General features: G+C 71.2%; 19 protein-coding genes and 1 pseudogene. 9 read left to right on the top strand and 11 right to left on the bottom strand.

Annotation, left to right across the window (positions count from 1 at the left end):
• Together OUY22_RS09550 and OUY22_RS09545 are read left to right on the top strand one after the other, a co-directional pair.
• Positions 1-977 (top strand): annotated as a pseudogene (locus tag OUY22_RS09550) (hypothetical protein); the annotation flags it as partial.
• Between the two features lie 178 nt (positions 978-1,155).
• Positions 1,156-2,739, top strand: a complete 1,584-nt coding sequence (locus tag OUY22_RS09545; protein WP_408638132.1) for an NYN domain-containing protein — start codon at positions 1,156-1,158, stop codon at positions 2,737-2,739.
• 35 nt (positions 2,740-2,774) lie between these two features.
• Here OUY22_RS09545 and OUY22_RS09540 read toward each other — a convergent pair whose 3' ends face one another.
• The 3 genes from OUY22_RS09540 to OUY22_RS09530 all read right to left on the bottom strand — a co-directional run bounded on the left by OUY22_RS09540 (position 2,775) and on the right by OUY22_RS09530 (position 7,936).
• Positions 2,775-3,404 carry a response regulator gene (locus OUY22_RS09540; RefSeq protein ID WP_270154468.1) on the bottom strand — a complete coding sequence of 210 codons (630 nt, stop codon included), beginning with the start codon at positions 3,402-3,404 and terminating at the stop codon, positions 2,775-2,777.
• Positions 3,405-3,406: 2 nt separating this feature from the next.
• Positions 3,407-7,582: a HAMP domain-containing protein gene (locus OUY22_RS09535; protein ID WP_270154467.1), complete on the bottom strand. Its 4,176-nt coding sequence runs from the start codon at positions 7,580-7,582 to the stop codon at positions 3,407-3,409.
• Between the two features lie 144 nt (positions 7,583-7,726).
• Positions 7,727-7,936: a hypothetical protein gene (locus tag OUY22_RS09530; RefSeq protein WP_270154466.1), complete on the bottom strand. Its 210-nt coding sequence runs from the start codon at positions 7,934-7,936 to the stop codon at positions 7,727-7,729.
• A gap of 30 nt (positions 7,937-7,966) precedes the next feature.
• On the opposite strand from OUY22_RS09530, the gene OUY22_RS09525 reads away from it, so the two are divergent.
• Positions 7,967-9,247, top strand: a complete 1,281-nt coding sequence (locus tag OUY22_RS09525; RefSeq protein ID WP_270154465.1) for a PP2C family protein-serine/threonine phosphatase — start codon at positions 7,967-7,969, stop codon at positions 9,245-9,247.
• On the opposite strand, the gene OUY22_RS09520 is transcribed toward OUY22_RS09525, so the two are convergent.
• Both OUY22_RS09520 and OUY22_RS09515 read right to left on the bottom strand, forming a co-directional pair.
• Positions 9,244-11,010: a S9 family peptidase gene (locus OUY22_RS09520; protein ID WP_270154464.1), complete on the bottom strand. Its 1,767-nt coding sequence runs from the start codon at positions 11,008-11,010 to the stop codon at positions 9,244-9,246. The two genes, OUY22_RS09525 and OUY22_RS09520, sit on opposite strands and share 4 nt — an antisense overlap.
• A 160-nt stretch (positions 11,011-11,170) precedes the next feature.
• Positions 11,171-12,103 carry a putative RNA methyltransferase gene (locus tag OUY22_RS09515; protein WP_270154463.1) on the bottom strand — a complete coding sequence of 311 codons (933 nt, stop codon included), beginning with the start codon at positions 12,101-12,103 and terminating at the stop codon, positions 11,171-11,173.
• Between the two features lie 142 nt (positions 12,104-12,245).
• Between OUY22_RS09515 and OUY22_RS09510 the strand changes: the two genes are divergently transcribed.
• The 3 genes from OUY22_RS09510 to OUY22_RS09500 are packed head-to-tail and all read left to right on the top strand — an operon-like array spanning position 12,246 to position 15,169.
• Positions 12,246-13,466: an ABC transporter substrate-binding protein gene (locus tag OUY22_RS09510; RefSeq protein WP_270154462.1), complete on the top strand. Its 1,221-nt coding sequence runs from the start codon at positions 12,246-12,248 to the stop codon at positions 13,464-13,466.
• A gap of 15 nt (positions 13,467-13,481) precedes the next feature.
• Entirely contained in the window at positions 13,482-14,345 is an 864-nt protein-coding gene (locus OUY22_RS09505; RefSeq protein ID WP_270154461.1) for a carbohydrate ABC transporter permease, read from the top strand.
• Positions 14,345-15,169: a carbohydrate ABC transporter permease gene (locus tag OUY22_RS09500; RefSeq protein ID WP_270154460.1), complete on the top strand. Its 825-nt coding sequence runs from the start codon at positions 14,345-14,347 to the stop codon at positions 15,167-15,169. The genes OUY22_RS09505 and OUY22_RS09500 overlap by 1 nt, the downstream gene beginning before the upstream one ends.
• Here OUY22_RS09500 and rho read toward each other — a convergent pair whose 3' ends face one another.
• Positions 15,170-16,243, bottom strand: coding sequence for a transcription termination factor Rho (rho, locus tag OUY22_RS09495; RefSeq protein ID WP_333486643.1), 1,074 nt, complete (start codon positions 16,241-16,243; stop codon positions 15,170-15,172). It abuts the gene before it with no gap.
• A gap of 336 nt (positions 16,244-16,579) precedes the next feature.
• On the opposite strand from rho, the gene OUY22_RS09490 reads away from it, so the two are divergent.
• Positions 16,580-16,726: a hypothetical protein gene (locus OUY22_RS09490; RefSeq protein WP_270154459.1), complete on the top strand. Its 147-nt coding sequence runs from the start codon at positions 16,580-16,582 to the stop codon at positions 16,724-16,726.
• Between the two features lie 31 nt (positions 16,727-16,757).
• Positions 16,758-17,501, top strand: coding sequence for an MBL fold metallo-hydrolase (locus OUY22_RS09485; protein WP_270154458.1), 744 nt, complete (start codon positions 16,758-16,760; stop codon positions 17,499-17,501).
• A gap of 132 nt (positions 17,502-17,633) precedes the next feature.
• Here the strand turns inward: OUY22_RS09485 and OUY22_RS09480 are convergent, their stop codons facing one another.
• The gene (locus tag OUY22_RS09480) at positions 17,634-19,535 is read right to left on the bottom strand and encodes a sensor histidine kinase (RefSeq protein ID WP_270154457.1); all 1,902 of its coding nucleotides are present in this window, start codon (positions 19,533-19,535) and stop codon (positions 17,634-17,636) included.
• Between the two features lie 102 nt (positions 19,536-19,637).
• The gene (locus OUY22_RS09475; RefSeq protein ID WP_270154456.1) at positions 19,638-20,099 is read right to left on the bottom strand and encodes a hypothetical protein; all 462 of its coding nucleotides are present in this window, start codon (positions 20,097-20,099) and stop codon (positions 19,638-19,640) included.
• A gap of 99 nt (positions 20,100-20,198) precedes the next feature.
• Here OUY22_RS09475 and OUY22_RS09470 point away from each other — a divergent pair, with 99 nt between their 5' ends.
• Positions 20,199-20,726 (top strand): DUF6886 family protein, encoded by a 528-nt coding sequence (locus OUY22_RS09470; RefSeq protein ID WP_270154455.1) that lies wholly within the window; start codon positions 20,199-20,201, stop codon positions 20,724-20,726.
• Here the strand turns inward: OUY22_RS09470 and OUY22_RS09465 are convergent.
• From OUY22_RS09465 to lysS, 3 genes are all read right to left on the bottom strand, one after another.
• Positions 20,692-21,663 carry a ketopantoate reductase family protein gene (locus OUY22_RS09465; RefSeq protein ID WP_270154454.1) on the bottom strand — a complete coding sequence of 324 codons (972 nt, stop codon included), beginning with the start codon at positions 21,661-21,663 and terminating at the stop codon, positions 20,692-20,694. The two genes, OUY22_RS09470 and OUY22_RS09465, sit on opposite strands and share 35 nt — an antisense overlap.
• 19 nt (positions 21,664-21,682) lie before the next feature.
• Positions 21,683-22,408 (bottom strand): glycosyltransferase family 2 protein, encoded by a 726-nt coding sequence (locus tag OUY22_RS09460; RefSeq protein ID WP_270154453.1) that lies wholly within the window; start codon positions 22,406-22,408, stop codon positions 21,683-21,685.
• Between the two features lie 189 nt (positions 22,409-22,597).
• Positions 22,598-24,223, bottom strand: a complete 1,626-nt coding sequence (gene lysS, locus OUY22_RS09455; protein ID WP_270154452.1) for a lysine--tRNA ligase — start codon at positions 24,221-24,223, stop codon at positions 22,598-22,600.
• Between the last annotated feature and the right edge of the window lie 26 nt (positions 24,224-24,249).

The raw sequence follows: 24,249 nt of genomic DNA, 5'->3' as shown, positions 1-24,249 counted from the left end.
CCTTCCTGCGGGTGCGGGTCGCGCGGGACGCGCCGGTCGGGGCGGGGCCGAGGCTGCGGGTCGAGGCGGGGGCGCTGCGGCTGAGTGGGCGGGCCTCGGCGGGCGTGCGGGAGTCCGGCGCTCCGGCGAGGTTCGCCGCTGACGGGAAGGTGACGGTCAGAGCGGTCGGGAACGCCCTGCTGACCTGCCCCCTCTGGCGTCGAGGCTGCACGGAGCCGAAGCGGCGCGACGGCGGACGGTCGCCGACGCGGCCGCTCGACGCCGACCGGTCACCGAGGACCGACGCCTCCAGCGCCGCCCGGCTCTCCCTGCCCGAGGGCGGGAGCGTGCTGTGGGCGGGCCTCTACTGGTCGGCCACCGCCGAACGAGCCGGACCGATCAGGCTGAAACCGCCCGGCAGAGGCCGCCACGTGACCGTGCGGCCCAGCCGGGTCACCTGGCGGAACCTGCCTCATGGCCCCGCCTACCAGGCGTTCGCCGACGTGACCGGACTGGTGGCGGGCGCGGCCAAGAGCGGGACGTGGTGGGCCGCCGACCCGCCGCTGGGTGGCCGGGGCCACGCGGGCTGGAGCCTCGTGGTCGTCACCACCGACCCGGCGGCCCCGTACGGGAACGCGGTGGTCCTCGACGCCGTGCAGGTCGTCGGCGGCGGCGCGCCGGCCCTGCGGGTGCCGCTCGACGGGCTCGAACCCGCCGGTGCGCCCGCCCGGGTGCAGCTGGTCGCCTGGGCGGGGGACGGCGGTCTGAGGGGTGACCGGGTATCGCTCGGCTCCGGCCCGCTGGCGCCGCAGGGGGGCGGGCGCGACGCGGGCAACGTCTTCGACGGTTCGGCCAACGGCGCGTCCGGTCTGACGTCCGGCGTCGACGTGGACACGTTCAGCGCCCCTTTGCGTGCCCGTCCCAGGCTGACGATCACGGGAGGCGGGGACGTGGCGCTGTTCGGGGTCACGGCCGTCTGCGTGCGTACGCGCTCGTGACGATGAACGTGACAAACTGGTACGGTTCGCCTGACGGATCTGGCTTGACGCCGGTCGGGGGGCGAATCGTCAGGATTAACCCCCGAGCGATCACCCGCTTTCATTACCCTGGGACAGGGCCGCCGAGTCCGGCTCTGATGGTGCAGAGCCAGCACGTCGGACCACCACGAAAGGGGCGGTGTCAGTGGATCGCTGCGCGCTGTTCGTCGACGCCGGCTATCTGCTGGCAGACGGCGCGATGGCCGTGCATGGCACCCGCCATCGGGAGTCGGTGTCGTGGGACTATCCCGGCCTCCTGCAACTGCTGTCAAGCCTGTCCCGCGAGCGCACCGGCCTGCCGCTGCTGCGCTGCTACTGGTACGAGGCCACGATCGAAGGCCGCCGCACCTCCGAGCACGACCTGCTGGCCGACATCCCCGGCCTCAAGCTCCGCCTGTCCCGCATCCGTCCGGGCCGTCGTGAGGGCGTCGACGCGCAGGTCCACCGCGACCTGATGACGTTGGCCCGCAACAGCGCCGTCTGCGACGCGGTCGTGGTGAGCGGCGACGAGGACCTGACCCAGGTCGTCTGCGACGCGCAGGACCTCGGCGTCCGGTTGACCGTGGTGCACATCGCCGCCGACGGGGGCTGGGCCGCCTCCCGCACCCTGCGCCAGGAGTGCGACGACCTCATCGAGCTGGGCGCCGCCCATCTGCGGCCGTACGTGTCGCTGGTGACCGGGGCGTCCGAGGCCGTCAACGGCCACCAGGCGATCAGCAACGGCCACGGCGCGCACGCGCTGCCCCCGGGGTCCTCGTCGCTGCACTCGGCGTCGGCGACCGGCACGCTGTCCGGGATGACCGGCTCCCTGCAGTCGGCCGCCACGGGCACCCCCACCACGGGTGGTCACTCCACTGGCACCCACTCCACTGGCAGTCACGCCACGAGCAGCGCCACGGGTAGTCACGCGACCGGCGGTCACGTCACGAGCAGCCACGCCACGGGTAGTCACGCGACCGGCGGTCACGTCACGAGCAGCTACGCCACGGGCGGCCACACCGCAGGCAGTCATGCCACGGGCGGCCATGTCACGGGTAGCCACGCGACCGACAGTCACGCCACAGGCAGTCACGGCACCGGGAGTCATGCGACCGGTGGTCAGGGCACCGGCAGCCATGCGACCGGTAGTCAGGGCACCGGCAGCCATGCGACCGGCAGTCACGGCACCGGCAGTCACGGCACCGGCAGTCATGCCACGGGCAGCCATGCCGCGCCGTCGCGTTCCTCCGGCGCCGGTCAGTCGTCGGCGCACAGCCGCGCCCAGTCGCAGCCGCCGGTGCTGCCCACCTACACCTTCCCCGCCGACCCGCCCGCGCAGCAGCAGCCGGCCGCGCCGATGCCGCAGCAGTCGCCGACCACCGGGCAGTTCTCCTCCCCGTCGAGTGCGGGCGGCTACCAGCAGCTGGGCCCCTACACGGGTCCGCAGCCCGCGCCGGTGGCGCCGCAGCCGGCCGCGACCTCGCCCTCCTCGGGCGCCACGACGCTGGCCGACGCGGTCAAGGCCGCCCACCGCGAGGGGCACGACTTCGGCGAGTCCGTGGCCCGTGACGCCCCCGCCCTCTGGCTGGAGGCGGTGCTGGCGCGCAAGCCCCGGATGCCGTCCGACCTGGAGGCCAGGCTGCTGCAGGGTTCGTCGCTGCCCATCGACTTCCTGCTGCACGACGAGGTGCGTCACGCCCTGCGCAGGGGCTTCTGGGACGCCCTGGAGCGCGCCCGCAGCTGACCTGCCCGCGCACACGACGCATCAGGCCCGATGCCTCAGGAAAGGGCGTCGAAGCCGGCGCGGAGCTGGGTGACGCGGTCCGCCAGGTCCGTGAGAGGAACCGACAGGCTCTGGTCCTTGGACTTGCCGGCGAGCTCCCGTACGCGGGCCAGCTCCTCCTCGACCGCCGTCAGGCGGCGGGACAGCTCGGGCAGGACCGCTCCCTGGTCGCCCACGCCCGCCGGGAGCTCGTGGCCGAGGCGCTCGCGCAGCATCGCCGCCTGCTCGGCCAGGCGTTTGTTCATGTTGTAGAGCTCGGCGAACACCGACACCTTGGCCCGCAGCACCCACGGGTCGAACGGCTTGGTCAGGTAGTCGACCGCGCCCGCGGCGTAGCCGCGGAAGGCGTAGTCGGGGGCGCTGTCGGCCACCGTCAGGAAGATGATCGGGATGTTCCTGGTCCGCTCGCGGCGCTTGATGTGGGCGGCCGTCTCGAAGCCGTCCATGCCGGGCATCCGCACGTCCAGCAGGATCAGCGCGAACTCGGTGTTGAGCAGCGCCTTCAGCGCCTCCTCGCCCGACCTGGCGCGGACGGGCACCAGGTCGAGGGAGCTGAGGATCGCCTCCAGCGCGATGAGGTTCTCCTCGCGGTCGTCGACCAGGAGGATCTTGGCCCTGTCAGGCATGGTCATGAACCTTCCGCGGGCGAGTCGGAGGTGCGGCCCCGGCTGAGCCACCCGCGCAGCCGTTCGAGCAGGCGGTCGACGTCGACGGGCTTGGGCACGTAGTCGGAGGCGCCGGAGGCGATGCTCTTCTCCCGGTCGCCGCGCATCACCTTGGCCGTGAGCGCGATGATCGGCAGGTCGGCGAACTGCGGCATGCGCCGGATCGCGGAGGTCGTCGCCCAGCCGTCCATCTCCGGCATCATGATGTCCATCAGCACGAGCGCGACGTCCTCGTTCCGTTCGAGTTGTTCGATCCCCTCGCGGCCGTTCTCAGCGTAGACGACCGTGGCGCCGTGCCGTTCCAGCACGCTCGTCAGCGCGAAGACGTTGCGGATGTCGTCGTCGACGATCAGGATCTTGGCGTCGCTGAGCGGGTCGTCGCCCTGCCACTGGCTGGTCTCGACGGGGGCCTCGACCAGTTCGGGCAGCGGCATGTCGAGCGGCAGGCCGGGCGGCTCGGGGATGGTGGCCGGCTCCTCGATCGAGGCGGTGACGACCTGCTGGCCGCTGTTGCGGGCGCCCTCCGCCGCGCTGACGGGCAGCGGGCCGGTGTAGGTGGCCGGCAGGTAGAGGGTGAACGTGCTGCCCTGGCCGAGCTCGCTCTCGACGTGGATCTCGCCGCCGAGCAGGCGGGCGATCGACCGGCAGATGGACAGGCCCAGGCCGGTGCCGCCGTATTTGCGGCTGGTGGTGCCGTCGGCCTGGCGGAACGCCTCGAAGATGACCTCGCGCTTGTCGGGCGCGATGCCGATGCCGGTGTCGATGACCTGGAAGGCGAGCAGGTCGTGGGTGATGTGCAGCGAGTCGTCGTCGAAGTCGACGTCCGGCGACGCCGGGACGACGCGCAGCTTCACCTCGCCCTTGGGGGTGAACTTGACCGCGTTGGACAGCAGGTTGCGCAGCACCTGCTGGAGGCGCTGCTCGTCGGCGCGGAGCTCCTGCGGCACGTCCGGGTCGATCTCGACGGCGAACGCGAGCCCCTTGTCGGCGGCCAGCGGCGCGAACGCCGCCTCCAGCAGGTCGATGATCTTGGGCAGCGACACCTGCGTCGGGTGGATGTCCATCCGGCCGGCCTCGACCTTGGACAGGTCGAGCATGTCGTTGATGAGCTGGAGGAGCGCCGAGCCGGCGCCGTGGATGGTGCGGGCGAACTCGACCTGCTGGGCGGTCAGGTTGCCCTCGGCGTTCTCGGTGAGCAGCTTGGCCAGCACGAGCAGGCTGTTGAGCGGGGTGCGCAGCTCGTGGGACATGTTGGCGAGGAACTCGTTCTTGTAGCGCGACGACACGGCGAGCTGCTCGGCCCGCTCCTCCAGGGTGCGGCGGGCCTGCTCGATCTGGAAGTTCTGGATCTCGATCGCGCGGTTCTGCTTGGCCAGCAGCGCCGCCTTGTCCTCCAGCTCGGCGTTGGACCGGCGCAGCTCCTCCTGCTGGCGCTGCAGCTCGTCGGAGCGCTCCTGCAGCTCGCGGGTGAGGCGCTGGGACTCGGTCAGCAGGTCCTCGGTGCGGGAGTTGGCGATGATCGTGTTCATGGTGACGCCGATGTTCTCCACGAGCTGCGTCAGGAAGTCGAGGTGGACCTCGCCGAACGGGCTGAAGGAGGCCAGTTCGAGCACGCCGAGGACGCGGTTCTCGAACAGGATCGGCAGCACCACGATCTGCGCGGGGGTCGACTGGCTGAGGCCGCTGTCGATGGTGATGAACTTCGGCGGCACGTCGTCCAGGACGATGTGCCGGCCCTCGGCCGCGGCCTGGCCGACGATGCCCTCGCCGAACGCGAACCGCGCCCGCGGCCCCCGGTCGGGCCGGACGCCGTAGCCGCCGATCAGCAGCAGCTCGCGCTCGCTCTCGGGGTCGACCGCGTAGAAGGCGCCGTACCGCGCCGACACGAGCGGCGTCAGCTCGCTCATCGTCAGCTTGGCCACCTCGAACAGGTCGCGGTGGCCCTGCATGAGCCGGGAGATGCGGGCCAGGTTGGACTTGAGCCAGTCCTGCTCCTGGTTGGCCTGGGTGGTCTCGCGGAGGTTGGCCACCATCGAGTTGATGTTGTCCTTCAGCTCGGCCAGCTCGCCCTGCGCCTCGACGGCGATCGAGCGGGTCAGGTCGCCGCGGGCCACGCCGCTGGTCACGGTGGCGATGGCGCGCACCTGGGTGGTCAGGTTGCCGGCCAGCTCGTTGACGCTCTCGGTGAGCCGCTTCCAGGTGCCCTCGACGCCCTCGACCCGGGCCTGCCCGCCGAGCCGCCCTTCGGAGCCGACCTCGCGGGCGACGCGGGTGACCTCGGAGGCGAACGAGGAGAGCTGGTCGACCATCCGGTTGATGGTGGTCTTCAGCGCCAGGATCTCGCCCTGCGCGTCGACGTCGATCTTGAGGGTGAGGTCGCCGTTGGCGACCGCGGTGGTCACCTCGGCGATGTTGCGGACCTGGTACGTCAGGTTGTTGGCCATGAAGTTGACGTTGTCGGTGAGGTCTCTCCAGACGCCCGACACGCCCTGCACGCGGGCCTGGCCGCCGAGCTGCCCCTGGGTGCCGACCTCGCGGGCGACGCGGGTGACCTCGTCGGCGAAGGACGAGAGCTGGTCGACCATCGTGTTGAGGGTGTCCTTGAGCTGGAGGATCTCGCCCTGCGCGTCGACGGTGATCTTCTTGGAGAGGTTGCCCTGGGCCACCGCGGAGGAGACGGCGGCGATCTGCCGCACCTGCGAGGTGAGGTTGTTGGCCATCGAGTTGACGTTGTCGGTGAGGTCCTTCCAGACCCCGGACACGCCGCGTACCTGGGCCTGACCGCCGAGCTGGCCCTCCGTGCCGACCTCGCGGGCGACGCGGGTGACCTCGGAGGCGAACGAGGAGAGCTGGTCGACCATGGTGTTCATGGTCGACTTGAGCTCCAGGATCTCGCCCTGCGCGTCGACGTCGATCTTGCGGGTGAGGTCGCCGTTGGCGACCGCGGTGGTCACCTGGGCGATGTTGCGGACCTGGTACGTCAGGTTGCGCGCCATGGAGTTGACGTTGTCGGTGAGGTCCTTCCAGACGCCCGACACGCCCTTGACCTCGGCCCGGCCGCCGAGCTTGCCTTCGGTGCCGACCTCGCGGGCGACACGGGTGACCTCGTCGGCGAAGGACGAGAGCTGGTCGACCATCGTGTTGAGGGTGTCCTTGAGCTGGAGGATCTCACCCTGCGCGTCGACGGTGATCTTCTTGGACAGGTTGCCCTGGGCCACCGCGGTCGCGACGGTGGCGATGCTGCGCACCTGCGAGGTCAGGTTGTTGGCCATGAAGTTGACGTTGTCGGTGAGGTCCTTCCAGACGCCCGACACACCCGTCACCTGGGCCTGGCCGCCGAGCTGGCCCTCGGTGCCGACCTCGCGGGCGACGCGGGTGACCTCCTCGGCGAACCCGGAGAGCTGGTCGACCATCGTGTTGACGGTGTTCTTCAGCTCGAACATCTCGCCCACCGCGTCGACCGTCACCTTGCGGCTCAGGTCGCCCTTGGCCACCGCGGTCGTCACCACCGCGATGTCGCGCACCTGCGCCGCCACGCGGGACGACATGGTGTTGACCGCCTCGGTGAGGTCGCGCCAGCTCCCGGACATGCCGCGCAGGTTGGCGCTGCCGCCCAGCCGGCCCTCGGTGCCGGCCTCCCTGGCCACCCGGGTCACCTCGGAGTTGAACAGCGCGAGCTGGTCGACCATGCCGTTGATCGCCTTGCCCAGGCGGCGCACCTCGCCGCGGGCCGACCGGTCGAGGTCGATCCGCCGGGACAGGTCACCCTTGGCCACCGCGTCGATCACGTCGGCCGCGCCGCTCACCGGGCTCACCAGCGCGTCGATCAGCATGTTGACCGACTCCACGCTCTCCGCCCAGGCCCCCACCCCGGGCCCGGGCGTCAGCCGCTCGCCGAACCGGCCCTCCTTGACCACTTCCCTGCGCACCCTGGTCAGCTCGTTGGCGAGGTGTTCGCGGCGGTCGGCCACCTCGTTGAGCAGCAACCGCACCTCGCTGAGGATCCCAGGGGGCGCGTACGGTACGCGACGCCGGAAGTCACCGTCACGCCATGAGAACAAGGTCTCCAGAATGGGGACGAGATCCGACTCCGTGTATGTCCTCTCCTCGGGACTTGGCGCGGCCTTGGCCGTGGTCATGGGGCCTCCTTCACTCACCGGTGACTTCGGCGAGTGATTCAAGTCTGTCACGATGAGTAGCTCTTAGTCCCGTCCTTGGATTTACCCCAAGTCACCGGGAAGTGTGGTAGGCACGAGGGGATGAGTCCTTCTCCCCAAGCCGTGCTAGCTGCGACGTTCGCGGCGGGCGAGTCGGCTGTGACCGACGCCATGAGGTTCACGCGTGAGGTGATGACCGCGTGGGCCACCGGCGGCATGCTCCATGTCGCCGAGCAGGTCGCGGTAGATCTCGCGGGACAGGTAATAGACGAGCCATTTGAAATGCTTTGGCGTCACTTGGGTAGTTCTGTTCAGGTCGAGGTGAAGCAGCGGCACATCTCACAGGGTGATCAGAAAGCTCCTTCCGTGCAGGTCGACGAGTGGGGGATCACCTTCTCAGGCGACTCCCGGGTCCATTGGGCCAGACTCACGCTACCCGGCTCCCAGGACCGCGCGGGAGCCGTCGAGTGGAAGCAGAGCGGGCGCGGGCCTCACTGGCTGGGGTTCCTGGCCGACGCCAGCGACCTGCTCGCGGGCACCCTCGACCCCGACATGGTCCCCGCCATCATCGCCCAGATCGTGGTGCCGCGGCTGAGCCACTGGTGCGCCGTCTACATGGCCGACACCGCCTCCTCGCCGCTGCGCCTGGTCTACCTGTGGCACGCCGACGAGGCCAGGATCGACGGCCTGCGCGAACAGCTCGCCGACATGGACGTCGCCTCCGTCGGCACCCGGATGAGCTCCACCTTCCACCTGGGCGACAACGAGGTGCTCGCGGTCCCGCTCACGGCCCGCGGCCGCGGTCTGGGCGTGATGTGCCTGGGCCGGCCCGACCGGTTCCCCGACGAGGCCATCCAGCTCGCCGAGGACATCGGCAGGCGCGCGGCCCTGGCCGCCGACAACGCCCGCGTCTACGCCCAGCAGGCCGCCGCCAACCGCGCCCTGCAGCGCAGCCTCCTGCCGCCCAACGAGCCGGAGGTGCCCGGCCTCGACTACGGCGTGGTCTACGAGCCCGCCGGTGAGGCCAACGAGGTGGGCGGCGACTTCTACGACCTGTTCAAGGCCGGCGACGACTCGTGGCGCTTCGCGATCGGCGACGTCTGCGGCACCGGGCCGGAGGCCGCCGCGGTCACCGGCCTGGCCCGGCACACCCTCCGCCTGCTCGCCCGCGAGGGCTACGGGGTCGCGGCCGTGCTCGGCCGGCTCAACCAGGCCATCCTCGAAGAGGGGGAGCGGGCCCGGTTCCTGACCCTGCTGCACGGCGACATCACCCCGGTCGACAACGGCCTGGAGGTGCGCCTGGTCTCGGCCGGCCACCCCGAGGCGCTGCGCCTCAAGCCGAGCGGCGTCGTCGAGCCGGTCACCAGCCCGCAGTCGCTCCTGGGCGTCTTCCCCGAGGTGCTCTTCGAGGCCGACACCGTCCACCTGGAGCCCGGCGACGTGCTGCTCGCGGTCACCGACGGCGTCACCGAGCGTCGCTCGGGCGGGCGGCTGCTCGACGACGAGGGCGGGCTGGCCAAGATGCTCGCCGAGTGCGCGGGCCTGTCGGCCAGAGCCGTGGCGGAGCGCATCCGCAGGAACGCGGCCGACTTCGCCACCGAGCCCAGCGCCGACGACCTGGCGATCCTGGTGCTGCGCGCCCGCTAGCGCCGGCCCACGTGCTTGCGGGCGAAGTCCAGCTGCAGGGCGGTCTGCGCGATCCGCTCGGCGACCACGAGGTTCCCCCGTACGGCGTCGTAGGTGTAGACCTCGTGCTGGCAGCCGTGCTGTTCGAGCTGGGCCACGTACTTCTGGATCTGACGGGGCGGGCAGCGGGTGTCGTTCTCGCCCACCATGATCAGCACCGGGCTCTTCACCTGGTCGACGTAGGTGATGGGGGAGCTGGTCGCGTAGCGCTCCGGCTGCTCCTCGGGGGAGCCGCCGAGCAGCGCGCGGTGGTAGGCGCGCATGCTCTCGGCCTCGTCCTCGTACGAGATGCGGTGGCAGGCGATGGGGACGGCGGCGATGCCGGCGGCCCATTGGCCGGGCTGGGTGCCGAGACCGAGCAGCGTGAGATAACCGCCCCACGCGGTGCCCGCCAGCACGAGCCGGTCGGGGTCGGCGATGCCGGCGTCGACCACGGCGGCCCGCACCGCGGTCACGTCGGCCAGCTCGATCTGGCCGACGTCGCCGTGCAGCGCGTCGCGCCAGGCCGAGCCGTAGCCGGTCGAGCCGCGGTAGTTGACCCGGACGACCGCGAAGCCGGCGTCCACCCAGGCCGCCACCTCAGGGGAGAACGAGTCGCGGTCATGGCTCGCCGGGCCGTTGTGCAGGAGGAACACCGCGGGGAACGGGGCGGTGCCGTTCTCCGGGCGGGAGATCAGCGTGTGGATGCGCCCGCCGGGGCCCTCGACGTCGAGGTCCTCCACGGGCACGCTCGGCGGGGCGGCCGGGCCGGCGGCGTTGAGCACGACCTGGCCGCTGGTCGAGCGGATGACGGGCGGGCGGGACGCGCTCGACCAGGAGTACTCCACGTGGCCGCCGGGGCGCGGGCGCGCCTCCTCGATGACGCCGTGCGGGGTCTCGATGGGCGTCAGCCCGCCACCCGCCAGGTCGTAGCGGTGGAGGTGGCTGCGGGCCCGGTGGCCGCGCAGGATCAGCAGGCCGCGGCCGTCGTGGTACCACTCGGCCGTCATCTCGCCCTCGTCCTTGAGCCAGATCTCCCGGCGCGCGCCCGACACCGGGTCCCAGACCAGCGGCTCGCGGCGGCGGCGGCGCTCGTGCAGGGCGAGCAGGCGGGAGTCGCCGGGCACCGGGGCGAAGCCTAGGCCGGCCACGCCCTTGCCGGGACCGTCGTACAGCTCGTCGACCACCTCGCCCGACGGGCGCACGACGCGCAGCGCGGGGTGGCGGACGTCGCCGTACTCGCCGTGGTTGATCGCGATCAGCTCGCCGTCCATCGACATGCCGGCCACCCAGGCGGCCTCGCCGTGCTCGTACAGCAGCTCCGCGGCCCCGCCCTCGCGCACGAGGCAGACGCGGAAGGCGCCGTCGGCCGCGAGGCTGATCGCGACCGGGCCGGTGGAGGAGAGCGCGATCCCGGGCGTCTGCCCGGCGGGGATGCCGGGGGCGACCGGCTCGTCGGGGCCGCCGGAGAACGGCTGGCGCATCCACCTGCCGAGCTCGTCGCCGTCGGTGTCGGCGAACCAGTAGATCCACCGGCCGGTGGGGTCGATCGCGGCGTGGGCCGTGCCGGCGGGCCGGTCGGTGACCTGGCGGACGGCGCCGCTCGCACGGTCCCAGGCGTAGACCTCCCACGTGCCGCTGGCGTTGGAGCGGTAGATCGAGCGGTGCGGGGTCAGGGACGCGTACGAGGGCAGCGACATGCGCGACGCGCGGAACCTGGCCTGCCAGCGTTCCTCCGCCTTCATCCGCCGCACTCCCCTCCCGCGGGCGCCCTGGCCGTCCTCCTCGGCAGCCGGGTTGCCGTCCAGTATTACGCCTGAGTCGTAGAAATACCTCGGAAATGTGGGGGAATTTGGTGCGAAACGCCCCAAGAGCCACACCAGCCTCAGATGTCAGTCAAGGCGGCTATCTTGCGTCAGGTGTCACTTCGAAGGTAGAAAGATGAAACTCCGCCCTCGTTGCAACCTTTTCCTGCTTTTTCGCGATAGAGGGGGCGAAAACCCTCGATATCCCCGCGGTCAGCCCCTCCTCTTCCACGTGCCACGCGCTCGGCCCCATCGCCACCACGGCCCGCGCCTCGTCAGGCCCGAGCGCCATCCCGAACCTCACCACCCGCCGCTCCACCTCGGTGAAGCCCTCCAGGCTGCGCGCCACCCGCCGGTCCTTGTCGGCGTCGACGGACAGCAGCCCGAGCTCCTCCACCAGCGGGCTCAGGTGGCCCGGCGCCGGGGTCACCACGACGACGCGCCCGCCGGGCCGCAGGATCCGCCGGAACTCGGGCCCGTTCCTCGGTGCGAACACGTTCATGACCACGTCGGCGATCCCGTCCCTGATCGGCAGGCGCCGCCACACGTCGGCCACGAACGCCCCAACCCCGGGGTGAGCCCGCGCGGCCCGCCGCACGGCGTGCTTGGACACGTCGAACGCCATCACGACCCCGCGTCCGGCCGCGTCGAGCACGGCCGCCGAGTAGTGACCGGTCCCGGCGCCGGCGTCCACGATGACCGGCGCGGTCCTGCGAACAGCACCACCGTACGCTTTCTCACCGCCGTCGTCAGCCGCCCGTGAAAACGATTCGACCCGACCGGCCAGAACCGCCTCCGCCAGCGCCCGCTCCAGCGGCGCGTAGTGACCGGCGGCCAGGAAGGCGGCACGCGCGGCGACCATCTCCGCGCTGTCGGCGGTGCCGGGCGGGCGTGAGCCGACGAGCAGGCTCACGTACCCCTGCCTGGCCACGTCGAAGGAGTGGCCGCGCGGGCAGCGCAGCGCGCCGGGGTCGAGCCGCAGCGGCTCCTCGCAGACGGGGCAGGCGAGGTGTTCGACGATGTCGGCCAGCATGCGGCCCATTGTCCCGCGCCCCCTGCCCTCCTGACATGTCCTGCCGTCCTGGCATGTCCTGCCGTCCTGGCATGTCCTGCCGTCCTGACATGAAGGGCATCCGGCGGGGCAGGGAACCGCATCCCCCCATAGGAGGCATGTCGTGAAGCCCACCGCTCTCGCCCTCTCGGTGGTCCTGCTGGCCGGCGGCTGCGGCGCCCAGGCCGGGGACGGGCGGGTGGAGCTGGAGTTCTTCCAGTTCAAGCCCGAGGCGATCGAGACCTTCGACCGCATCATCGAGGAGTTCGAGCGCGGCCACCCGCACATCGACGTGACCCAGAACCACATGCCGACCGCCGAGAACGCCATCAGGACCCGCCTGGTGAAGAACGACATCCCGGACGTCATCGCGCTAAACGGCAATGGCGTCTTCGGCGAGCTGGCCTCGGCCGGCGTCTTCCACGACTTCTCCGGCGCCCCGGCCGCCCGCGGCGTCAGCCCGCCGATCCAGCGCATACTCGACGACCTCGGCGTCCACCGGGAAGGCGAGGTCAACGGGCTGCCGTTCGCCTCCAACACGAGCGGGGTCATCTACAACAAGGACCTGTTCCGGCAGCACGGCGTCGAGCCGCCCCGGACCTGGACGGAGCTGCGCGCCGCGGCCGAAACGTTTCGCTCGGCCGGGGTGGACCCGTTCTACCTGACGCCGGCCGACGCCTGGACCACGCTGCCCGCGTTCAACGCCCTCGCCGCGAACCTGCCGCCCCCGGACTTCTTCGACCGGCGCGAGGCCGGCCGCGTCACCTTCGCGCAGGCGTACCCGCCCGTGGTGTCCAAGCTCGGCGAGCTGTTCCGGTACGGGCAGCGGGACCGGCTCTCGCGCGGCTACGACGACGGCAACCAGGCCTTCGCCCAGGGCAAGGCGGCCATGTACCTGCAGGGCAGCTTCGCGCTCCCGGCGATCAAGCAGTTCGAGCCGGACTTCGAGCTCGGCACGTTCGCGCTGCCCGCCACGGACGACCCGGAGGCGACCCGGCTGGTGTCGGGCGTGGACGTGGCGCTGACCATGGGCCGCGAGCCGGAGCACCCGGAGGAGTCGATGGCCTTCATCTCCTACCTGATGCGTCCAGAAGTGATGGAGGCCTACGCCGAGGAGCAGCTCGCGGTGCCGCCGACCGAAGGCGGCACCTCCACGGACCCGGCGCTCGCGGGCGTCATGCCGTACTTCGAGCGGGGCCTGCTGACCGGCTACGCCGACCACCGCATCCCGCTGACCATCCAGCTGGAGCAGCACCTGCAGCAGTACGTGATCGACGGCGACCAGGACGCGTTCCTGCGGACGCTGGACGCCGAGTGGGACAAGGTCGCCGCCCGGCGATCGTGACAGAGGACTCCCCCCATGACGAGAACCGCCAGGGCCTTCTATTGGATGGTCATCCCCGCGCTCGTGCTGTTCGCGGTCTTCCACACGCTGCCGGTGCTGCAGGGCTTCTACTACAGCCTCACCGACTCGCCCGGGTACGGCGCCCACGCGTTCGTGGGGCTGAGGAACTACCTCAACCTCCTCAGGGACGACCGGGTGCTCGACGCCTACGTGTTCACGTTCCAGTTCGCGATCGTGGCCACGGTCCTCACTAACGCGATCGCGCTGGCCATCGCGCTCGGGCTGAACGCGCGCATCAGGTTACGCACCACGCTGCGCGGCGTGTTCTTCATCCCGAACGTGCTGGCGATCCTCATCGTCGGCTACATCTTCAACTACCTGTTCGCCAACGCGCTGCCGGCCGTCGCGCAGGCGCTCGGCATCACCGCGCTGAGCTCCAACATCCTGGTCAACCCCGACCTGGCCTGGCTGGGGATCGTGGTCGTGGCCGTCTGGCAGGCGGTCGCGTTCAACGTCATCATCTATCTGGCGGGCCTGCAGACCATCCCCGGCGACGTCCGCGAGGCCGCGACGGTGGACGGCGCGGGGGCCTGGCGGCAGTTCAGGTCCATCGTGTTCCCGCTGATCGCGCCGTTCTTCACGATCAACATGGTGCTGTCACTGAAGAACTTCCTGCAGGTCTTCGACCACATCGTGGCCCTGACCAACGGCGGTCCCGGCACCGCGACCACCTCGGTCTCCCTGCTGATCTACCAGGGCGGCCTGGAGGGCGGCGAGTACGCCTACCAGACCGCCAACGCCGTCGTCTACTTCCTCGTCATCGTCGCGGTCTCCGTCTTCCAGCTACGGGTCCTGCAACGCCGGGAGATGAGTGCCTGATGGTACGTCGCAAAGGTGTGAACTGGTGGCTGACCGCCCTCCTGGCGGCCTGCTCGCTGACGGTCCTGGTGCCGCTGTACTTCACGGTGGTCACCGCGCTGAAACAGCCGGCCGAGCTCGCCGGGGCCGGCTTCGACCTGCCGGACGACCCCCAGTGGGGCAACTTCGCCGAGGCGTGGCGGCTGACGAACTATCCGCAGGCCGCGCTGAACAGCGCCCTGATCACCGTCGGCGCGGTGCTGCTGACCCTGCTGACCAACTCGCTCGTGGCCTACGCCATCGCCCGCAACCTGCACAGCAGGGTGTTCAGAGGGCTCTACTTCTACTTCGTCTCGGCGCTGTTCGTGCCGTTCCCGATCATCATGCTGCCGGTCATCAAACAGACCTCGGCCCTGGGCCTGGACAACCAGCTCGGACTGATCTTCCTGTACGTGGTGTACGGCCTCGCGTTCAACATCTTCCTGTACGTGGGCTACATCAAGTCGATCCCCCGGTCGCTGGAGGAGGCGGCCCGCACGGACGGGGCGGGCACCTGGACCGTGTTCTGGCGGGTGATCTTCCCGCTGCTGGCGCCGATGAACGCCACGGTCGGCATCCTCACGTTCCTGTGGGCGTGGAACGACTTCCTGCTGCCGCTGGTCGTGCTGTCCAGCCCGAGCGCCCGTACGCTGCCGCTGGTGCAGTACGTGTTCCAGAACCAGTTCAGCTCCGACTACACGACGGCCTTCGCGTCCTATCTGATGGCGCTGGCCCCGGCGCTGCTGGTCTACCTGTTCGCCCAGCGGTGGGTGATCTCGGGCGTGCTGCGCGGCGCGGTCAAGTGATCAGACCGTGGCGGCGGCGCGGACCAGGAACTCGGCGTTGGACGGCGTCTCGCGGAGCTTGCCGACGAGCATCTCGGTGCCCTGGTGGCGCTCCAGGCCGGTGAGCGAGCGGCGCAGGCGCCAGACCACCTGCCGCTCCCCGGCCGACAGCAGGATCTCCTCCCGGCGGGTGCCGGAGGCGTCGAGGTCCACGGCCGGGAACACGCGGCGCTCGGCCAGGTCGCGCACCAGGTGCAGCTCCATGTTGCCGGTGCCCTTGAACTCCTCGTACAGGCTGGTGTCCAGCCGCGAGCCGGTGTCGACGAGCGCGGTGGCGAGGATGGTGAGGGAGCCGCCGCCGGCCACGTTGCGCGCGGCGCCGAAGAACCGCTTGGGCGGGTACAGCGCGGCGGCGTCGAGGCCGCCGCTGAGCGTCTTGCCGTTGCCGGGCGCGGTGGTGTTGTAGGCGCGGGCCAGCCGGGTCAGCGAGTCGAGCAGGAGCACGACGTCGCGACCCTGCTCGACCAGGCGCTTGGCGCGCTCGACGGCCAGCTCGGCGATCGCGGTGTGGTCGCGGTCGGGATGGTCGAAGGTGGAGGCGAAGATCTCGCCCTGGACGCCGGCGCGCATCTCGGTGACCTCCTCCGGCCGCTCCCCGACCAGGAGGACCATGAGGTGCGCCTCGGGGTGGTTGCGGGAGACGGCCGTGGCCAGGGCCTGCAGGACCATGGTCTTGCCCGCCTTGGGCGGGGCGACGATCAGCCCGCGCTGGCCCTTGCCGATCGGCGCGAACAGGTCGATGACCCGGGTGCTGAGCGTCTCGGTCTCCAGGCGGAGCCGCTCGTCGGGATGGACGGGCGTCAGGTCGGCGAACCGCGGCCGGTCCCGCCAGTGGCTCTCGCCGTTGACGGCCTCGACCTTGACGATCGTCCCCCGGTCGACCTGGGCGGTGACGTGGTCGCCGGGCCGGAGCCCGAGCCGGGCGGCCCGGTCGGCGCTGAACCGCAGGTCGCCGTTCGAAGGAAGGTGGTGGGCGCGGAGGAATGCGGATTTGTCCCGCACGTCCAGCAATCCGCTGATGACGTGAACAGACATGAAAGACCTCTTTGAGGGCATGCCGGAGAGAGAACCACCGGCGCGTGTGGAGGAACCCGGGGCCCACGCGAAGGAGGGGAACGCCGGGAGAAAGGAGAGCGGCGGAGCTGGAGCTCGAACGCCACCGGCAACGTATCACACGTCGCTGTCCATGCAACGCCTAGCCCTCTTGGGCTATTCCCGGGGCATTCTCGTGTCTTCACGCGTGAAACGCGTGGTGGACCGTAACAATGTTCTTCTCGCCGTCCTGTCCGATCCGGACATGGATTCCGCAAGCGCCCTGCAGGACCTTTGCAATGACGGTGAGGTTCCATACAGGCAGACGATCCTTGGGGGATGACCATGAACAGCACCCGCTGCCCGCGATGCCACAACGAGCTCGACGAGGGCCCGATCATGTACCGGTGCGGCACCTGCCGGCGCGCGGTCTTCGCCGCCGACCTCGAGAACGAGTTCGTCCCGCACGAGCCCGTGGCCGCCTAGTCTGAGCTGATTCGGGCCTAGTCTGGGTTGCGTGCCCCACCAACCGTTACTCGTGGCCGGCGTCGAGGTGACGCCTCTCTGTGACGCCGTCGGTCCCATGGGCGAGGCGATCCGACGCCCGCTCGCCGAGATGTTCCCGGGAGCCGACCTTCCCGAAGAGCCGTGGATCCTGCACTTCCACTGCTACCTGATCCGTGACCGCGCGGGCCGGCTGACCCTGGTCGACACCGGCATCGGCGGCGTCGACTCGCCGGCGTCCAGCTGGGCGCCGGTTCCCGGCGCGCTGGCCGGGGAGCTGGCCGCCGCGGGCGCCGACCCCGCCGACGTCAGCACCGTGATCCTCACCCACCTGCACTCCGACCACGCCGGCGGAGCCGTCGCGGACGGCCGGCCGCTGTTCGAGAACGCCCGGTACGTGCTCCAGAACGCCGAGCTGGAGGCCGCCGCCGGCGCCGTGCGCGACCAGGTGATCGACGTGATCAAGGGCCAGCTCCACGTCGTCGACGGCGACGCCGAGGTCGCGCCCGGCCTGCGGGTCCACCTGACCCCCGGCCACACCCCCGGCCACCAGATCGCGCGGGTCGGCGAGCTGGCGATGACCGGCGACCTCGTGCTGCACCCCGCGCAGCTGGCCGACCCGGCCGTGCGCTACCTCTACGACGACGACCAGGAACGCGCCGCCGCCACCCGGGCGGAGGTGCTGGCCTCGCTGCGGGCCGAGGGCGGCGCCCTGCTGGCCACGTGTCACTTCGAGGACCCGTTCGTCCGCCTCTGACCGCGCGCGCCCCTCGTCCGGGCCGTCTCGTGTGCGCCGTCTCGTGTGCGCCGTCTCGTGCGGCCGTTCCTCGTGCGGCCGTTCCTCGTGCGGGCCGTCCTCCCCGGCGGGAGGACGGCCCCGGGACGGCGGCTACCGGCCCGCGAGCACCGGCTGATCGGCCAGCAGGCTCTCGGGCAGCATCACCCGCGCGGTCAGCCCGCCGTACGGCGACGGGGCGAGGGTCACCTTGATGCCGTGGCGGGCCGCCAGCCGGCCGACCACGAACAGGCCCAGCCGGTCGCTCTGCGCCAGATCGAACTCCGGCTTCTTCGCCAGCCGCTCGTTGAGCTGGTCGAGCTCCTCGCGCGGCAGGCCGAGCCCGCGGTCCTCGACCTCGACCGTGAGGCCGTGCGGAGTGGACGTGGTGCGCAGGTCGACCCGGGTGCGCGGCGGCGAGAACAGCGTCGCGTTCTCGACCAGCTCAGCCATCAGGTGGGCCACGTCGGTCACGGCCGTGCCCACCAGTGAGATCGGCGGCGGCTGCAGCACCTCGACCCGCTGGTACTCCTCGACCTCCGCCACGGCCGCCCGCAGCACGTCGACGATCGGCACCGGGTTGCGCCAGCCGCGGCCGGGCTGCTGGTCGGACAGGATGATCAGGCTCTCGGCGTGGCGGCGCATGCGGGTGGTCAGGTGGTCGAGCTTGAACAGGTCCTCCAGCATGACCGGGTCCTCGGTGCCCCGCTCCATGCCGTCGAGCTGCATGAGCTGGCGGTGCAGCAGCGACTGGTTGCGCCGGGCGAGGTTGACGAAGACCTGGTTGACGCCGTGGCGCAGGCCGGCCTGGCTGAGCGCCGCGTCCACGGCCGTGCGCTGCACGTCGTTGAACGCCTGCACGATGTCGTGCACCTCGGCCGTCGCCGCCTTGACCTCCAGCGGCTCCACCCCGGCCCCGGCGGGCGGCTTGCCCCCGGCCCGCAACTGCTCGACCAGCGCGGGCAGGCGCACCCGCGCCAGGTGGGTGGCGGCGTCGCGGAGCCCGGCGAGCTCGCGTACCAGCCGCTTGCGGAAGCGGAGTGACAGCAGGATCGAGGCGAGCACCGCGACCAGGCCCACCCCGCCCGCGACGGTGATCTTCATGAGGATACCGGTGGCCGCGGGCGCCACCCGCTGGGCGTAGAGCGCGTCGGCGGCGCGCTGGCGGGACTCGACGGCCTTCCACATGGTGTTGGCGTCGATCGGCCAGGTGGCGGCCTGCGCGGGCAGGGCGCCGACGACGGCCTGCTCGCGGAGCGTGTCCTCGGCCTCCAGGAACTCCTGGTACATGGCGGAGCTGATCAGCGCCTGGTACGGGGCGCGCAGCTCGCTGTCGAGCTGGGACAGCGCCTGGGAGTAGAGCAGCCGCCTGGTGGCCGCCCACTCGGCGAACGCCTCGCGCTCCGCGCTGGTCACCCGGCCCCTGCTGACCACCACGGAGATCATCGCGCGTTCCCTGGAGAGCATCTCCTTGGCCTCGACCATCATGGCCAGCGCCCGCCCGTTGCGATAGAGGCTCAGGTCGGGCACCAGGACCAGGGCGTCGTACATGCGGAAGGAGGCGTCGATGATCTGGTTGTAGCCGTTGATCAGATCGAGCGGCGAGGGGGCGGGCCCGTCGACGTCGTCGCGGATCTGGCTGAGCCGGTCGAGCTGCCGGAACAGCAGGTCGAGCTGCGCGTTCATCGCGGGGGTCAGGTCGGTCTGCCGCCCGGCCAGCTCGCGCAGGCCCGCGGCCGCCTTGTCGGTCAGCGTGCGCTGCAGGAACAGCGTCTCGGGGTTGCGCTTTGCGATGACGTACTGGATCGACGACAGCCGTTCGTTCTGCAGGTGAGTCGTCAGCTCGCTCGACGGCTGCGCCAGGTTGGTCGACAGCTTGTCGGTCTCCAGCATCCGGATGCCGTCACCCGCCGTCAGAGCGGCCGCGAAGGCCCAGAGCCCCACCAGGGAGGTCAGCGGGACGAGCAGGAGGATGAGCAGTTTGATCGCGATGGGGCGGCCACGCGTGGGGGGCATGCGACCTCCGGAGGCAGGTGCGGGCGCCTCGCAGAGTACACCCCCGTACGAGCCGGGGTCATGCGCCGGCGCGGGGGCTCCACGCCCCCGCGCCAGGGGCGTTCATCGCCGGCTTTCCTCGGTGCCGCGGGCGACCAGCCGATCGTCGGCGGTCATGGCCGGGGCGGTGGTAGTGGTGGCGCGATCGTCGGCGGCGTGCCTCGCCACCCGGTCCGTCACCACCCGGTCCTTCGCGGGGTCCTCCTTGGCGGCCTGCTCCTTCTCCGCCTGCTCCTTCGCCGCCTGCTCCTTCTCCAGCCGCTCCTGCAGCCGGCGCTTCTCGTTCTCCAGCTCGGCCACCCGCTGGGAGGCGTCGGCCCGGACGCCACGCAGGGCGCGGCGGCGCCTGGCGGACCTGCGCGAGCCGAGGGCGATCAGCCACAGCCCGAGCAGGAGCACGGCCGCGGCGGCGGCGCCCGCGACGAACATCTCCACGTGGTTCGGCTCGAAGACATAGCCGAAGACGTCGTACCTGGTGCCTTCTTCGGCGAAGACGAGGATGGCCCCGCCGACTCCGAGGATCACCAGTAAAAGACCCAGGAAGATCATCTGTACTCACCCCTTCTCGTCAACCGCGACCTCTCACTTCCCCGATGGAGTCGGGATATGCGCAACGATGGTGGTATGAGGCCCGATCCCGGCGAGGTGCTGCATTTCTCGGAGGACCCGACGATCGAGCGGTTCGTCCCCCACGTCGCCCCCACGTCCAGGGTGGCCGAGCCGTACGTGTGGGCGGTCGGACCGGACCGGTGCCCCGACTACTGGTTCCCGCGCGCCTGCCCGCGGGCGATGGCCTGGACGGGACCGCGGACCACCGCCGAGGACGCGGCGCGGATCGTCGGCGCGGGCTGCGGCGAGCGCGTGCACGCCATCGAGTACGGCTGGCTGAAGCCGATGCTGGGGGCGGAGCTCTACGCCTACCGGTTCGCCGCCGCCGCCTTCACGCCCATCGGGGACCCGCCGCACGCCATGGTGTCGACGACGCCGGTGACGCCGCTCGGGCCGCCCGAGCGGGTGGGAGACCTGGTCGAGCTGCACGAACGGGCGGGCATCCAGGTGCGGCTGCTCGACAGCCTCTGGCCGTTCTGGGACGAGGTGATCGCCAGCAGCCTGGAGTTCAGCGGGATCCGGATGCGGAACGCCCGCCGATGAGCTCGGTCAGCTCCGCCACGGTCATCGATCCCGGCGTCCGCCGTTCGCGGGCGAACCGGTTGGCCTCGCGCTGCAGCACCTCGTTGACCGGGGTCGGGAAGCCGAGCTCGCGCCCCAGCAGGACGATCTCGCCGTTGAGGTAGTCGGCCTCGATCGAGCCCGCACCCCTGGCCAGGCTCTGCCAGGACGAGCCGCCGCCGCGCGCCTCGCCGCCGATCGGGCGCATGTCCACCCGGTCGCCGCGCAGCTCACGCTCCTCCTGCGGAGTGGAGTACGGGATGCCGGCCTCCTCCAGCACCGCGGTGCCCTCGGCCCTGGCGTGCTCCCGCACGGCCTGGGCGCCGGGCGCGGGCCCGCACAGCGCCTCGACGGCGTTGGCCAGGTTGCTCAGCAGCTTGCCGTACTTCCACCGCATGACCTCGGTGGCGGTCAGCGCGACGAAGTGGCTGCGGCCGAGGTCGGTGGCGATCTGCTTGGACAGCTCGTCGGCGCCGCCGGGGTAGCAGCCGACGTGCAGCAGCCCGGAGCGCGGCCACCCGTAGGCGGCCACCACGCCGGACTCGGTGTGGAGGGCGGGCAGCCACACGCACATGCCGTACACCTTCGCGAAGCGGCGCAGCGCGGACCGCTCGTTCGCCACCCCGTTCTGGGCGCACACCACCGGCAGGTGGCGGGGCCACGGGTCGAGCGCGGCCACCGTGTCCTGCGACTTGGTGGCGACGACCAGCACGTCGTCGTCGCGCGCCGGCACCGGGCCGTCGGTCGCCGGGATGTCGAGGACCTGGTCGGAGTCGGGAGTGACCAGGCGCAGGCCGCGCTCGCGCAGTGCCTCGTAGTGAGCCCCGCGGGCGACGAGAAGCACCTCGTGCCCGCTCTGGTGGAGCCGCGCTCCGATGGTGCCGCCGACCGCGCCGGCGCCGATCACGATGTAACGCATGGTTAGACAGTGTCACCCTTCACTTGGCGAGCGCCACCTGGGTCCGAGGGGCGGCGGAGGTGCGAAATCGCTCCCGGAGAATGGTCTTCAGCACCCGCCAGCCGTCGCGCAGCGCGTGCAGGTTGCTCTCACCGTGGATGCGGCAGCGCTCGTGGCTGGGCACCTCACGGACGGTCAGCCCGGCCCTGGCGGCGCGGATGTTCATCAGGGTCTCGATCTCGAAGCCGTCGCAGTCGAGGGCGAGCGCGTCCAGATGGCGGGCCCAGAACGCGTTGTAGCCGTAGCACAGGTCGGTGTAGCGCGTCCCGTACAGCAGGTTGGTCAGGGTCGTGAGGGCGCGGTTGCCGAGGGAGCGCAGCGGGCTGAGGTCGTCGGAGCCGCCGCCCGGCGCGTAGCGTGAGCCCTTGGCGAAGTCGGCGCCGCCGGTGAGCGCGATCACGAACGAGTGGATCTCGCGGCCGTCGGTCGAGCCGTCGGCGTCCATCATGACGATGATGTCGCCCTTGGCCGCCGCGGCGCCCTCGATGAGGGCGTTCCCCTTGCCGCGCCGGGTCTGGGTCACCACGCGCAGATCGGGACGCAGACGCCGGGCGACCGCCACCGTGTCGTCCTCCGAGTCGCCGTCGACGAGGATCACCTCGTCGATCCAGGCCGGTAGGGTGGCGAACACGTGGGGGAGGTTGTCTGCCTCGTTCAGCGCCGGGACGATGACGCTGACGGTGACGGGGGAGTGCTGCTCGTTCATGCGGCCAAAGATCCCTCCACGCGCATGCAGAACACTTGCTGACGCCTTGCAGTGTTCGCGCGTCTGCGTGTCGCCGACCATCCTGTGACCTGGGAACATACACCGATAAAAGCCGTCTTACGGGCGATCGTCCGGTCTAGTCATGAAGTCTTGACAAACAGCCGTCTCATGTGCTTCAGCGGGGACCCGTCAGGCGGCGACCAGCTTCCGCACCCGATCGGCGCCCACGGCCAGCAGCAGGGTCGGCAGCCGGGGCCCGGTGTCGCGGCCCACCAGCAGCCGGTAGAGCAGCGCGAAGAAGGCCCGCTGCGCCGCCTTCACCTCGGGCGTCGGCTTGGCGTCGGCCGCCAGCCCGGCCCGCAGCTTCGGCACCCCGTACACCAGCGTGGTCAGCCCTTCCAGCGACCAGTGCTCGTCGAGGCCCTCCGTCAGCATGCGCAGCGACTCGCGCTCGTCCTCGCCGAGCGAGCCCAGCAGCTCCTCGTCGGGCGACTCGCGCACCCGCGTGCGCTGGTCGGCGGGCACGTGCGTGTCGATCCACGCCTGCGCCCGGTCCAGCCTCGGCCGGACCTCGTCGAGCGCGGCGACGCCGTCGAGGTCGCCGAGAATGCGCCCGATCTGGCCGGTGTCGCCGGTCGTGACGTCCGCGATGGAGGCGAGCGTCCGGTAGGCCACGGGCCGGGGGGTGGCGGGCAGCGGGCCGCGCGAGGTGCGCACGGCCCTGGCGTGCGCGGCCAGCTCGGCGGGCTGAGCCGCGTCCTCGGCCACCTTGCGGCCGAGCGCGTCCCACTCGTCGTAGAGCCGCTGGATCTCCTGGTCGAAGGCGACCTTGAAGGACTGGGACGGCTTGCGGCGCGCGTACAGCCAGCGCAGCACCGGCGCCTCCATGATGCGCAGCGCGTCGGCCGGGGTCGGCACGTCACCCTTCGAACTGCTCATCTTGGCCATGCCGGTGATGCCGACGAACGCGTACATCGGCCCGATCGGCCGCTCCCCGCCGAACACCGGGCCGACGATCTCCCCGCCGACCACCCAGGCCGAGCCGGGCGAGTGGTGGTCGACGCCCGACGGCTCGAACACCACGCCCTCGTACGCCCACCGCATCGGCCAGTCGACCTTCCACGCCAGCTTGCCGCGGTCGTGCTCGGCCAGCCGCACCGTCTCGCCGAACCCGCACACGCAGCTGTAGGCCAGCTCGGTGGTGTCGTCGTCATAGGCGGTGACCGTGGTCAGGTCGCGCTCGCACATCTCGCAGTACGGGCGATACGGGAAGTAGGCCGCGCCCGGCCGCTCCTCGCCCTGCTTGGTGCGGTAGCGGGCCAGCACCGCGTCGATGCCCGCGCGCTCGCGCATGGCGGTCAGGATCTGCTCGCGGTAGGCGCCCGAGGTGTACTGCTCGGTCTGGCTGATGCCGCGGTAGTCGACGCCCAGCTCCTCCAGCGCCTCGACCATGGGCGCCTTGAAGTGGTCGGCCCACGAGGCGTGGTCGCTGCCCGGAGGCGCGGGCACCGAGCTGAGCGGCTTGCCGACGTGCTCGGCCCACGACGGGTCGACGCCCGCCGGCACCCTGCGGAACCTGTCGTAGTCGTCCCACGACAGCAGGTGCACGCACGCGTGCCCGCGCCTGCGGATCTCGTCGGCCACCAGGTGAGGGGTCATCACCTCGCGCAGGTTGCCCAGGTGGATCGGCCCTGACGGGCTGAGGCCCGAGGCGCACACGATGGGCTCGCCCGGCGCGCGGCGCTCCGCCTCGGCGATCACCTCATCGGCGAATCGGGACACCCAGTCGGTCTCCGTGCTGTCAGCCACGCTCATCGCGCCATTCTGGCGGTTCGCCGGGG

Source organism: Nonomuraea corallina, assembly GCF_027620315.1.
GTDB classification, from domain to species: domain Bacteria; phylum Actinomycetota; class Actinomycetes; order Streptosporangiales; family Streptosporangiaceae; genus Nonomuraea; species Nonomuraea corallina.
The sequence above is the reverse complement of the archived record's forward strand: the minus strand, read 5'-3'. Positions and strand labels throughout refer to the sequence as shown.

Excerpts from the sequence above, each read along its gene's own strand:
- OUY22_RS09540 (WP_270154468.1), bottom strand. The coding sequence starts at position 3,404 with ATGCCTGACAGGGCCAAGATCCTCCTGGTCGACGACCGCGAGGAGAAC.
- OUY22_RS09535 (WP_270154467.1), bottom strand. The coding sequence starts at position 7,582 with ATGACCACGGCCAAGGCCGCGCCAAGTCCCGAGGAGAGGACATACACG.
- OUY22_RS09520 (WP_270154464.1), bottom strand. The coding sequence starts at position 11,010 with ATGAAGGCGGAGGAACGCTGGCAGGCCAGGTTCCGCGCGTCGCGCATG.
- OUY22_RS09515 (WP_270154463.1), bottom strand. The coding sequence starts at position 12,103 with ATGCTGGCCGACATCGTCGAACACCTCGCCTGCCCCGTCTGCGAGGAG.
- OUY22_RS09505 (WP_270154461.1), top strand. The coding sequence starts at position 13,482 with ATGACGAGAACCGCCAGGGCCTTCTATTGGATGGTCATCCCCGCGCTC.
- OUY22_RS09500 (WP_270154460.1), top strand. The coding sequence starts at position 14,345 with ATGGTACGTCGCAAAGGTGTGAACTGGTGGCTGACCGCCCTCCTGGCG.
- rho (WP_333486643.1), bottom strand. The coding sequence starts at position 16,243 with ATGTCTGTTCACGTCATCAGCGGATTGCTGGACGTGCGGGACAAATCC.
- OUY22_RS09490 (WP_270154459.1), top strand. The coding sequence starts at position 16,580 with ATGACCATGAACAGCACCCGCTGCCCGCGATGCCACAACGAGCTCGAC.
- OUY22_RS09480 (WP_270154457.1), bottom strand. The coding sequence starts at position 19,535 with ATGCCCCCCACGCGTGGCCGCCCCATCGCGATCAAACTGCTCATCCTC.
- OUY22_RS09470 (WP_270154455.1), top strand. The coding sequence starts at position 20,199 with ATGAGGCCCGATCCCGGCGAGGTGCTGCATTTCTCGGAGGACCCGACG.
- OUY22_RS09465 (WP_270154454.1), bottom strand. The coding sequence starts at position 21,663 with ATGCGTTACATCGTGATCGGCGCCGGCGCGGTCGGCGGCACCATCGGA.
- OUY22_RS09460 (WP_270154453.1), bottom strand. The coding sequence starts at position 22,408 with ATGAACGAGCAGCACTCCCCCGTCACCGTCAGCGTCATCGTCCCGGCG.
- lysS (WP_270154452.1), bottom strand. The coding sequence starts at position 24,223 with ATGAGCGTGGCTGACAGCACGGAGACCGACTGGGTGTCCCGATTCGCC.